This window comes from Rouxiella silvae (assembly GCF_002093625.1).
Classification (GTDB): Bacteria; Pseudomonadota; Gammaproteobacteria; order Enterobacterales; family Enterobacteriaceae; genus Rouxiella; species Rouxiella silvae.
Map to the genome: position 1 here is coordinate 20231 of NZ_MRWD01000002.1, position 12165 is coordinate 32395.

General features: G+C 52.9%; 10 protein-coding genes. 6 read left to right on the forward strand and 4 right to left on the reverse strand.

The window, feature by feature from the left end:
* Positions 1 to 35: 35 nt before the first annotated feature.
* The 3 genes from BS639_RS01165 to BS639_RS01175 are packed head-to-tail and all read right to left on the reverse strand — an operon-like array spanning position 36 to position 4094.
* Complete coding sequence (locus tag BS639_RS01165; RefSeq protein ID WP_055783266.1) at positions 36 to 1541, reverse strand: sugar ABC transporter ATP-binding protein; 1506 nt, start codon at positions 1539 to 1541, stop codon at positions 36 to 38.
* On the reverse strand, positions 1538 to 3055 hold the full coding sequence (gene xylB / locus BS639_RS01170) for a xylulokinase (protein ID WP_084982017.1): 1518 nt from the start codon (positions 3053 to 3055) through the stop codon (positions 1538 to 1540). Before xylB ends, BS639_RS01165 begins: the two co-directional genes overlap by 4 nt.
* Before the next feature lie 4 nt (positions 3056 to 3059).
* Entirely contained in the window at positions 3060 to 4094 is a 1035-nt protein-coding gene (locus BS639_RS01175) for an NAD(P)-dependent alcohol dehydrogenase (RefSeq protein ID WP_084982018.1), read from the reverse strand.
* Positions 4095 to 4310: 216 nt separating this feature from the next.
* On the opposite strand from BS639_RS01175, the gene BS639_RS01180 reads away from it, so the two are divergent.
* Positions 4311 to 4892, forward strand: coding sequence for a D-lyxose/D-mannose family sugar isomerase (locus tag BS639_RS01180; RefSeq protein WP_084982019.1), 582 nt, complete (start codon positions 4311 to 4313; stop codon positions 4890 to 4892).
* 44 nt (positions 4893 to 4936) lie between these two features.
* Positions 4937 to 5938 (forward strand): LacI family DNA-binding transcriptional regulator, encoded by a 1002-nt coding sequence (locus tag BS639_RS01185; protein WP_084982099.1) that lies wholly within the window; start codon positions 4937 to 4939, stop codon positions 5936 to 5938.
* Between the two features lie 9 nt (positions 5939 to 5947).
* On the opposite strand, the gene BS639_RS01190 is transcribed toward BS639_RS01185, so the two are convergent.
* Entirely contained in the window at positions 5948 to 7174 is a 1227-nt protein-coding gene (locus tag BS639_RS01190; protein ID WP_084982020.1) for a sugar efflux transporter, read from the reverse strand.
* A 448-nt stretch (positions 7175 to 7622) separates the two neighbouring features.
* Between BS639_RS01190 and fruB the strand changes: the two genes are divergently transcribed.
* The 4 genes from fruB (at position 7623) to BS639_RS01215 (ending at position 12043) form a co-directional block, all read left to right on the forward strand.
* A complete protein-coding gene (gene fruB / locus BS639_RS01200) occupies positions 7623 to 8753 on the forward strand; it encodes a fused PTS fructose transporter subunit IIA/HPr protein (RefSeq protein ID WP_084982022.1) in 1131 nt (376 codons plus the stop codon).
* Complete coding sequence (gene fruK, locus BS639_RS01205; RefSeq protein ID WP_055783287.1) at positions 8750 to 9688, forward strand: 1-phosphofructokinase; 939 nt, start codon at positions 8750 to 8752, stop codon at positions 9686 to 9688. The genes fruB and fruK overlap by 4 nt, the downstream gene beginning before the upstream one ends.
* 16 nt (positions 9689 to 9704) lie before the next feature.
* Positions 9705 to 11405, forward strand: a complete 1701-nt coding sequence (gene fruA, locus BS639_RS01210) for a PTS fructose transporter subunit IIBC (RefSeq protein ID WP_084982023.1) — start codon at positions 9705 to 9707, stop codon at positions 11403 to 11405.
* A gap of 113 nt (positions 11406 to 11518) precedes the next feature.
* On the forward strand, positions 11519 to 12043 hold the full coding sequence (locus BS639_RS01215) for an AAA family ATPase (RefSeq protein WP_084982024.1): 525 nt from the start codon (positions 11519 to 11521) through the stop codon (positions 12041 to 12043).
* Positions 12044 to 12165 lie beyond the last annotated feature (122 nt).

The window sequence follows — 12165 nt, forward strand, 5'->3', positions numbered from 1 at the left end:
AAAGAATGGGTAGCACTCATTTTTTTATCTCTCTGTTAAACCGCTAGCTTCATCAGTTCGGCCTGGGTCGCATTTGCCGCTGATAACTCCCCAGCGAGCTGACCGTTGCGGAACACCAGAATACGGTCGCTCATACCAATTATTTCCGCCAGTTCAGATGACACCATAATAATTCCCTTATTTTTCAGGGCGAATTCTGACATGAAGCGATAGATCTCTTTCTTTGCACCCACGTCGATGCCGCGTGTGGGTTCATCCAACAGCAGTACCTCAGGCTCAAGTAATGCCCAGCGTCCGAGTACCACCTTTTGCTGATTTCCGCCGCTGAGATTACCGACCAACTGTTCTCCATCAGGGGTTTTGACGTTAAACCGTTTAATCATTTCGCGAGTGCGAGCCTGCTCCTGCTTATTGTTGATAAAGCCGGCGCGGCTTATGTTTGCAAATGACGAGATATTGATGTTCTCGCTTACCGAACGGCACAGCACCAGACCCGTCGCTTTGCGATCTTCCGTGACGTAGGCCAGTCCGCAACCGATGGCCTCTTTTGGCGAGTGGCGAGCAAGCGTTTTATCACCAATACGAAGGGTGCCGCTGTCGGCATGCTGGATACCAAATACCAGGTCGAGAAATTCGGTGCGCCCAGAGCCAACCAGGCCATAAATGCCCAAAATTTCTCCACGTTTGAGGTGCAGGCTGATATCTTTGATTTTGTTGCGCCAGCAGAGGTTTTTTACCTCCATCATCACGTCTTCGCTGGGCTTGTTGAACTTGGCAAACTCACTGTCGTACTCGCCGCCAATAATGTGCTCAATCAATTGCTCTCGGGTAATGTCGGCAAGGTAGCCCTCATGGATGTAGGCACCGTCACGGAAGATGGTGTAGCTGTCCGCTATCTGAAAAATTTCCGACAGTCGGTGGGAGACATAAATAATTCCTTTGCCTTTCTCCGCCAGCCGTTTGATGGTTTGAAAGATTTTCTGCGCGTCTTCCTCGCCAATTGCCGACGTCGGTTCATCCATAATGATGATGTCGGCATTGGCGTGTGACAGCGCTTTAGCTATCTCGACAAGCTGCTGCTCGGCGACGCTCAGGTTTCGCATCTTCTCTGTCGCGTTAATGTGAAAATCAAGCTCTTGCAGCAGCAGAGTGGTGCGCTGATTAAGGGTAGCGAAGTCCACAAAGCCAAAGCGCCTTGGTTCGCGGCCGAGCCAAATATTCTCCGCAACCGTCAGGTCGGGGATAGCGCTCAATTCCTGCTGCACGATGGCAACTCCGGCTTTTAAGGCATCACTCGGATGATTAAATTCACACCTTTCACCGTTGATAAAAATGTCGCCGCCGTCAGGTTTGATAAAACCCATCAAAATGCTGAGGAAAGTAGATTTCCCGGCGCCGTTACCGCCGCACAGTGCGTGGATAGATCCACGGCGCAGGCAGAACTCGGCATTCTTTAGCGCCACGACCGGACCGAAGGCTTTTTTAACCCCGGTGACTTCCAGCAGATAAGCGGGTTGTTGTGTGTGCGGATCGCGCGTCACAGTTGCACCTCCGGATAAGTGTGTTGAAGGCGTTGCAGATAACGCTGATAAAGCAGCTTGTACTGCGTCTGCCGAGCTGCGTCTGGGCGAGTGTGCGTTTTGGCATCCAACGAAACAAAGTGCTGACAAAGTTCAGCTAACAGTGTCTTGCTGTCTTGTTTAGGATTGTCTGCCAAGGTTGTGGCCCACATTGCCTGAATAGCACCGCCAAGCGCCGCCGTCTCTTTTATGCTCAGACACACCACTGGACAGCCCATCACGTCCGCCACAATTTGCCGCCAGCGTGCGCTCCGAGCGCCGCCTCCGGTCAAACGGATCTCGTTTATCTCTATGCCCTGCTGACGGAAGAGTTCAATGGCGTAACGCAGCCCGTAAGTGGCACTTTCAACTACCGCCATACACAGATTGGCGCGGGTAAAATTATCACTGTCGAGGTTGTGCAGGCTGGCACGAGCCTGGGGCAATGGCGGCACGCGCTCTCCGTTGAAGAAGGGCAGCATTTCTACGCCGCCTGCGCCGGGAGAAGCCTGCGCCAGCAGAGTGTTAAATCCGCTAAGATCTTCCTCTAATAGCGTTTGTACTGACATGGTTGCCGAGGTGACATTCATGGTGCAGATAAGCGGCAACCAGCCGTTGTTGCTGGAGCAGAAGCCTGCAATGGTTTCTGATTGCGCTACGACGGGTTCATTAGAGCAGGTAAACAAGGTTCCCGAGGTGCCTAAGCTCATCGTAACGATACCCGGCGCGATATTGCCGGATCCGATGGCGGCCATCATGTTGTCGCCGCCGCCGGTCGACACGCGGGTAGCAACAGAGAGACCCAGCCTTGCAGCGGCTTCTGGACGCAGCGTACCAATACAACTCTCGGCATTTTTCAGCGCAGGCAGGGCGTTCCATAACCGGCCGCTGTTGTCTATCAGGTCAACGGTTTTGCGGTCCCACTCACGCAGGCGAACGTTGAGCAAACCGGTGCCGGAGGCGTCACCATATTCGGTAACGCGCTCGCCGGTTAGCCAATAGTTAAGATAATCGTGGGGCAGTAGCACCGTGTGCAGGCGCGCCCATAATTGTGGATGATGTTTCTTGAACCAGAGGATCTTCGAGGCTGTGTAGCCGGTTGCCACCATTAGGCCGAGTTTATCCAGCGATCCTTGCACGCCCCCCAACTGCTGAAGCAGGGCGTCATTTTCGGCGGTAGTTTCAGTATCACACCACAATTTCACGCTGTGCAGCACGTTGCCTTGTTCATCCAGCGGCACAAAACCGTGCTGTTGGCCGGAAACACCGACGGCTTTTATCTCCTGCGCATTGATGCCTGCCTGAGAGATTGCCTGGTGGAATGCCTCAACCAGCGCGTCAATCCACCACGCGGCTTCCTGTTCGCGACGCCCGTTGGAGTCGCTGATAATACGGTGAGCGGCATTGCCCTCACCGAGGATAACACCCTGTTTACTATCGACAATCACCACTTTGGTGCCTTGTGTACCGCAGTCAATGCCCGCATAGAGCGTCATACATTCACTCCATTTCCAACATAATCTTGATGTCAGAGGCATGTCCTGCGGCGGCACGCTCGAACGCGGCAACACTGTCGACAAATTTGTAGGTTTGGCTTATTAGAGGCTGAACGCGTAGTTTGCCACTGCTGAGCAGCCGTAAGGTGCGTGGATACATGTTGGCGTAGCGGAAAATCGTCTTAAAGGTGATTTCTTTCGCCTGTGCGGCAACGATATCCATCGGCGCTACGTCGATGGGCATACCAATCAGTACCGCGGTAGCACCCGGCGCAGCGTGTTCTGCCAGTGTGGCGATCGCCGGTTTTGCACCGCTGCACTCAAACACGAGATCCACGCCGTTACCGCTGGTCAGTGCAGACACTTTATCGGGCAGATTGCCGGTTTTGATATTGACCGCATGCAGGCCTTCATAATTGGCCGCCACCGCCAGTTTTTCGTCAAACAGGTCACAGATGATCACATCCGAACAGCCACCGGCCAGCGCGGCCAGCGCCGTGACCACCCCGATAGGGCCCGCGCCAATCACCAGTGCGATGTCTCCCGGTTTAATTCCAGCTTTAGTCGCGGCGTGCATGCCGATAGCCAGCGGCTCGACCATTGCGCCTTCGGCAAAACTGACGTTATCAGGCAATTTGAAGGTAAACGCGGCAGGGTGAACCACTGTTTCGCGCAGGCAGCCATGCACCGGCGGAGTGGCCCAAAAACGGACAGCGGGATCGAGATTGTAGATACCAGCACGGGTTTGGGCCGAGTTGAGATCAGGTATCCCAGGCTCCATGCACACGCGATCGCCGACTTCGAGATGAGTCACGGCGTTACCCACTGCCAACACCACACCCGAGGCTTCATGGCCTAGCACCATCGGCGCTTTCACCACGAAAGGTCCAATTCGACCATGCTGATAGTAATGCACGTCACTGCCGCAAATACCCACAGAATGAATTTTAATCTGCACATCGTTGTCGCCGAGTACGTCATTAAAGTCTCTGTCTTCAATCGCGATTTTCCCAGCTTCTGCCAAAACTAATGCTTTCATCTGAATTCCTTTGAAGTCATTTTAATGGTATCGATATCATTTGATGGGCCAATCCTGAATCAATTAAGGCGGGAAAACTGTGATGTTGGTTAAATTTTTGTACATATGTGAACAAGTGTAGGTTGTTGTAAATACTATTAGCGATGGAGATCACGGAATGATGTGGGGTAAGGCAGGTTAAATGATATCGATACCGTTAATTACGCAGAGGGCACGATGACTACATCAACAGAAGCAGTAAAGCGCACTTTACATTTCCTGAAGCAGGCTGAGATTGTCTTGACCGAGGATGAACAGCAACGTATTGAAATAGCGACATTTGGTCTACCAGATTATCCGGCGTCCGGCCTGCAGCTTTTAACCTATGTCAACTCATCGCGCTACTGTGCGAAAGAACTGGTGCTGTTCCCACGTCAGACTTGCCCAGAACATCTGCATCCGCCGTTTGCCGGTACGCCCGGTAAGCAGGAGACTTTCCGCTGCCGCTGGGGAGAGGTTTATCTGTTTGTCGACGATGAAAATCTGACCCTCAATGATGCGAGTGGAGAGGTGACATGTGAAGTCCCCGAAGGGAGCGAGGCCTGGTATACCTGCACGCGCTACATTCTTCTGCGCGCCGGTGAGCAATACACTATTGCGCCAAATACGCGTCATTGGTTCCAGGCGGGAGATCAAGGGGCTGTAGTGTCTGAATTCTCTTCCGAGAGTCGCGATGAGCTGGATATTTTTACCGACTCGCGCGTCAATCGTCTGGAGGGGGTAAACAGCGTTAGCATCGCGACAACAAATCTGTCATGATTCAAAAATGATACAAAATGATTGCTTTAACTAAGGAGTCGCACTTGGCTGTGGGGCGGGGAAAGAAGGCAACGCTGGCAAGCGTTGCCGCACAAGCGAATGTCAGTAAAATTACCGCCTCACGGGCGTTTTCACAACCGGATAAAGTGCATCCGGAAACGCTGCAACGTATTCGTGAGACGGCAGAACAGCTCGGTTATGTGGTCAACGCTGCCGCGCGCAACCTGCGGGCTAAAAGTAGCAAGACCATTGGTATTGTCAATCCAGATATGGCCAATCCTTTTTTCGGCGGGTTAACGCGCCTAATGACGCTGGAAGCGCAGAAGATGGGTTATGACACGCTGGTATTCGACTCCTACGAATCTCAGGAAACTGAAAACCGCATTATCGACAAATTGATTGGCTATAACGTTGACGCCATCATTCTGTCGGTTATCTCTAACGATCATCACTACCATCCTGTATATCTTAATCGTCTTGAGACGCTAAACATTCCGATTGTGCTGGTGGACCGCGAACTCGATTCTAGCCATTGCAGCGGGGTATACATCGATAATCTGGATTGTGGTTTACAGGCCGGTCGCTGGTTGTTAGAACAAAAAGCGCAGCGCGTCGTGGTAGTCTCTGGACCGGAAAACTCCAACGTTGCACGCGAGAGGGTAACGGGATTGCAGGCTGCACTGCAGGGCAAAGTGGCTTCGTTAGAAGTGCTGCATGCGGATTTCTTTATGGATGCAGCCTGGCAGGAGACCAGCCGCTGGCTGGCCAACAATGCACCACCGGACTACTTCGTTGGCTGTAATAACCAGATTTCTATGGGAATTATCAAGGCCTGCATCGAACATAAGCTGAAATTGATGAAGGGCGTCTCACTGTTTAGCATCGACGAGGTCTCCCATGCAGGGATCTACGGCTTCCACTTTCCCTGCATATCACATGATTTGCAGGAAATAGCCTGGCAGGCGCTTAATTTGGCCGTTCGCCGCGTGACTGACAACGACAGCAAATCAGGCAAAGTGATCGTGCGCGGGAAAGTGATCCCATAAATATAAACGTTAAGTCACTTTTTGCGTTTCAACGGGGTGAACTGGACCCTGTAGTGGCTCCTTAATACGCCAAATACAGGCCACTGCAATCACCACCATCGCCAGCGCGGCGTAAAACACCGCGTAATAGTTGGCAAACTGGGCGACTAATCCAGCAATTGAACCGGCCAATATCCAGCCGACGCGGGTGGAGTTGGTGAATAATGTGGTTGCCGCACCCGCCTGTCCTGGCATCAAATCCTGAAAATAAAGCATCCCGATGCCGGCTAAAACGCCGATAAACAGTGCGTTCAGTAATTGGATGGCAATCAGTGCTGCCGTGCCGGTGAAAAACAGTAGGCTGGCATAAAAAATTACTCCGCTGACGACCGCAAAACGCATCAGCAGGCGCTTGCCCAGCTGTTTTGCCAGATACCCGGCAATCAGCATGGTGGGGATCTCAAGGCAGGCCGCGCTGCCCATCAGCATACCCGCCAGCTTTGAGGGCAGGTGCAGTTCTTTCACCACGTACAGCGGCATATTAATCAGATAAATACTGTTGGCCGCCCACATCAGCGAACAGGCGACAAACAGCATTAACGTATCGCGACGGTTATTACGCGGTGCTTGTAACGTTGCGGTGCCGGTTAATACCGCCTTCGGCATGGACGGTAGAAAAGAGCGCACCATGAGCCCGCAGAGCAAAAACGCCACCGCAGCGGCACAGTACATAAAGGTAAAGCCGAAACCTAGCGCCAGCGCAAAGGCCAGCGGCGGGCCGACAACCCAGGCCAACGATACCTGTGCGCGCAGTATTGAGCTGAACATCACAGCTTCACGACCGGTTTTGTCGGCGTGCTCGCGAGCAAGGGCAAACATCTGTGGGTTCGCGGTAGAACCAAAGCTTGAGAGCAATACGCCGACCAGCAGTAACAGAAAATAGCTGCGGTTAAAGGCAAACAGTACACAGCCCAACGCGCCGAGAATGCAGCAGAAAAGAATCAGCGTTTTCCTGTCGCCTTTTTTATCAGACCACGTGCCAAGAAACTGACTAACGAAAATCCCCATTACCGCACTGCCGGTAAAAAACAGCCCAACCATAAACGGTGAAACCTTGACTTCGGTGCTTAAAAACAGGCTTAAGGTCGGGGTTTGCAGCGCACCGGCGATGCCCGTCAGAAACGCAATAATCAAAAAAGCGCTCGAGGTCATGTCGGGCAGGCGAAGGCGACGCGCGGAAGTGCTAGAGACTGTCATTTTAGGCTTGTACCAGAACAATGGGGAAACAGAAGGACAAATTTTGCGCGGATTTTACGCCTGTTTTAATTAATAAACATCCGTTTTGATCGTCAAAACCCTGCTGTTTCAATGCCGTTGAACCAAGAACGCCATAAAGCGCACGGGATGCTAAAAGTAAGGAAGAGACTACACTACGTACAGCAAGCTTCAGCCTGATGATGCTTGCCTGTCAGCTCAGCTTCAGCTTTTTCCCGACAGGATTGCCTTCATAAAAGTTAAAAATGGGAAAATGTGCGTAGCATCATAAAAATGCAACGCCAAAACACGCAATGCTTGCAAAATAAGCGGCGCAGATTGAGACTGATTGAAACGTTTCAGCGTTGTTGTGTTATTAAATTTAACCCGACGACGCTCCTTTTTTCTCATTAAAGCTGAAACGATTCAAGTTCAGCAGGAGAGGAGAATTATGTTCCAGTTGTCACAGCAAGACATTCACCTGGGCGCAGCCGCAGGCACTAAAGAAGAAGCTATTCGTCAAGTGGCGGCTGCGCTTACTGCAGCAGGTCGCGTAGGCGAAGGTTATGTAGACGGAATGCTGGCCCGAGAGCTGCAAACCTCAACCTATTTGGGTAATGGCATTGCCATCCCACACGGCACAACTGATACGCGCGACTTGGTATTGAGCACCGGTGTTCAAGTATTCCAATTCCCGCAGGGCATTGCATGGGGTGACGACCAGAAGGCTTACATTGTTATCGGCATTGCTGCGCGCTCAGACGAGCATCTGTCACTCTTGCGTCAGCTGACCCACGTCCTCAGCGATGAAAGCGTTGCTGAACAGCTGGCAAAAACGGATTCTGCAGAAGAACTTCGCAGTCTGCTGATGGGCGAAAAAACCGCCGCTGAATTTCGCTTTGACCCTCAACTCATTGCAGTGGACGTGGCGGCCGACAGCCTGATTACCCTGCAAGCTCTGAACGCCGGTCGTCTACAGCAAATTGGCGCCGTTGATACTGCTTTCGTTAGCGACGTTATCAGCCGTAAACCGATGAACCTCGGCCAGGGTATCTGGTTGAGCGACAGCGTTATTGGCAACGTGGGCAACGCCGCTGTCGTAAGCCGTGCTGCCAACGCTTTCGAAAGCGAAGGTCAAAAAGTGGCGCTGCTGCTGACCGTTGCCGTGAGCGATGATCAACCACTGAACATGCTGAACTACCTCGGTGATTTGCTGAAGTCTGGCAAGGCCGATCGTTTACTCACCGCCGATCCGGTGGGCATTCTCGCTTTGCTGACCAGTGAAGTAGAAGAGCAAAGTGAAGTGCTGACGGCGGAATACGTCATTCGAAATGAGCATGGCCTTCACGCTCGTCCGGGTACGGCGCTGGTTAACTGCATCAAGCAGTTCAACAGCGATATTACCGTAACCAACCTCGACGGCAGCGGTAAACCTGCCAACGGTCGTAGCCTGATGAAAGTCGTGGCGCTGGGCGTTAAAAAAGGACATCGCCTGCGCTTTACCGCCAGCGGTGAAGACGCTGAATTAGCATTGAAATCTATCGGCGAAGCGGTTGCCGAAGGACTCGGGGAGGGCGCATGAGCCGTCGAGTAGCAACAATCACCTTAAATCCTGCTTATGATCTGGTGGGATTTTGCCCTGAAATCGAAAAGGGTGAAGTTAACCTGGTTCAAACGGCTGGGCTGCACGCCGCCGGTAAAGGGATCAACGTTGCCAAAGTGCTTAAAGATTTGGGCATCGACGTCACCGTTGGGGGTTTTCTGGGTAAAGAGAATCAGGACGGCTTTCAGCACCTGTTCAGCAGTCTGGGCATAGCCAATCGTTTTCAGGTAGTAGAAGGCCGTACCCGCATCAACGTAAAACTGACTGAAAAAGACGGTGAAGTCAGCGATTTCAACTTCTCTGGATTTGAAGTCACCCCGCAGGACTGGGAGCGTTTTGTTAATGATTCCCTGAGTTGGCTAGGACAGTTCGACATGGTAGCCGTGTGCGGCAGTCTGCCAGCAGGCGTTGACCCGCAGGCGTTTACCGACTGGATGACTCGCCTACGCAGCCTGTGTCCGTGCATTATTTTCGACAGCAGCCGTGAAGCGCTGGTTGCCGGATTAAAAGCCGCACCTTGGTTGGTTAAACCAAATCGCCGTGAACTGGAGATTTGGGCTGGACGCAAGTTTAACGATTTAAGTGACGTCGTTGAGGCGGCTCATGCTCTTCGTGACCAGGGGATCGCCCACGTGGTTATCTCCCTGGGGGCTGAAGGTGCGCTGTGGGTTAACGCCTCCGGTGCCTGGATTGCCAAGCCCCCAGCCTGTGAAGTTGTCAGCACCGTAGGTGCGGGTGATTCAATGGTGGGCGGACTGATTTATGGATTGCTGATGCGCGAATCAAGCGAGCACACGCTGCGCCTGGCAACCGCCGTAGCGGCACTGGCAGTGAGCCAAAGCAATGTTGGTGTCACCGATCGCCCACAGTTAGCGGCGATGATGGCACGTGTTGATCTGAAACCTTTTAATTGACAGCAGGAGAGACAGAATGAAAACGCTGCTGATAGTAGATAAGACGGTCGGACAGGCAAGTGCTCATCTGGCCAAAACGATGCTTGCCGCCGCCGCGGATAAAGCCGGTCATCAGGTTGTCACTCACGCCGCTGACGCTGAGCTGGTCTTGGCGATAGGTGATGCGGTGCCGGCGGAAGCGCAACTGTCGGGTAAAAATGTTTATCTGGGACAGGCGGCCGATGCCGTTCGTGAACCTGATGCTTTCTTTGAGCGTGCGGTCGCGCAAGCCAAACCTTATCAGGCACCGGTTCAGACCACAGCAGCAGCTCCGGCAGCGGCGGGTCCAAAACGTATCGTCGCCGTTACCGCGTGCCCAACCGGCGTAGCACACACCTTTATGGCGGCAGAAGCCATTGAATCTGAAGCTAAAAAACGCGGCTGGTGGGTGAAGGTTGAAACACGCGGCTCCGTGGGGGCGGGTAACGCTATTACTGCCGAAGAAGTGGCGGCCGCCGACCTGGTCATTGTCGCTGCCGATATTGAAGTGGATCTCGAGAAGTTTGCCGGTAAGCAGATGTACCGCACCTCCACCGGTTTGGCCTTGAAAAAAACCAAACAAGAACTGGATAAAGCACTGGTTGAAGCCGAACTGTACGAGCCTAAAAAGCAGGGGCAGAGTTCTTCAGGCAAGAAAAAAGAGACGGGCACCGGCCCTTATCGTCATCTGTTGACCGGCGTGTCTTACATGCTGCCAATGGTTGTGGCGGGGGGGTTGTGTATCGCGCTGTCGTTTATTTTTGGCATCAAGGCCTTTGAAGTGAAAGGCACGATGGCGGCAGCGCTAATGCAGATTGGTGGCGCTTCAGCCTTTGCATTGATGGTGCCCGTGCTGGCGGGCTTTATTGCCTTCTCTATCGCTGACCGCCCGGGTCTGACCCCTGGCTTAATCGGCGGTATGCTGGCGGTAAGCACTGGTGCAGGCTTTATTGGCGGTATCATCGCCGGTTTCCTGGCGGGTTATGTTGCCAGATTTATCAGCACCAAACTGCGTTTACCGCAGAGTATGGAAGCACTTAAGCCGATACTGATTATCCCGCTGATTGCCAGCTTGATAACGGGTTTAGTGATGATTTACGTGGTCGGTACGCCGGTTGCTAAAATCATGTTGGGCCTGACCGCCTGGTTGCAATCTCTGGGCACCGCTAACGCGGTTCTGCTGGGCGCTATTCTTGGGGCGATGATGTGCACCGACATGGGCGGTCCGGTTAACAAAGCGGCCTATGCGTTTGGCGTCGCGCTGTTGAGCTCTTCCGTTTACGCACCGATGGCCGCCATTATGGCTGCTGGTATGGTGCCACCGCTGGCAATGGGCCTGGCAACGTTGCTGGCGCGTCACAAGTTCGAGCAGGGTGAGCGAGAAGGGGGCAAAGCTGCGCTGGTTCTGGGACTGTGCTTTATCTCTGAAGGGGCGATCCCGTTCGCGGCCCGTGACCCGATGCGCGTTTTGCCATGCTGTATCGCAGGCGGTGCCTTGACCGGTGCGTTATCAATGGCCTTTGGCGCGAAACTGATGGCCCCACACGGCGGGTTGTTTGTGCTGCTGATCCCAGGTGCCATTACGCCAGTGTTGCTGTATCTGGTGGCGATTATCGCCGGTACAGTGCTGGCCGGCGTGTCCTATGCTGTGCTTAAACGCTCTGATGCCGCGATTGCTGCAAAAGTCGTTGCCAACTGATTGACGTAGCCGAGTAAAATAATAAAAGCGTTGCTTAATAGCAGCGCTTTTTTTTTTGCAGGAGTTAGGATAGTAACATCGCGATTTTTCACTCCTATCTACTGAGGTAAATAATGACTCACGCCCAGACGTCTCAACACTTTTCACTTTCTCAATCTCCTACATTGCATCTGCTGTGTGGGAAAATTGCCTCAGGTAAATCAACGCTTTCGGCCACGCTTGCGGCGCAACCAGGTACCGTGATTATTAGTGAAGACAGCTGGCTTGCGCATTTATTTGCCGATGAAATGCACTCTGTGAACGATTACATTCGCTGCTCGGCAAAGCTGAGAAATGCGATAAAGCCGCACGTCATTGCGCTGCTGAAAGCGGGTATATCCGTGGTATTGGATTTCCCAGCCAATACTTTGGCGAATCGCCAATGGATGATGAGTATTGTGAATGAGTCAAATGTCGACCATCAGTTGCACTATCTCAACGTGGAGGATGAGGTGTGTAAAGCCCGTCTACGGGCGCGAAACGAAGCAGGTAACCACGATTTTTCAGCTACCGATGAGCAGTTTGACCTCATAACGCGCTATTTCGTTGAGCCTACGGCGGAAGAGGGGTTTACCCTGGTGGTGCACGACGCACATTGAGGCCCATTTTTACCACTCACTGAAATCAAGTTTCAGCTTGCCGCTGCTGGCACGCGTATCGGCCCAAATAATGCGGCTATAACGGGCCATGCTATTTCAGCGGGCGCCGCGCAGGTTACTAA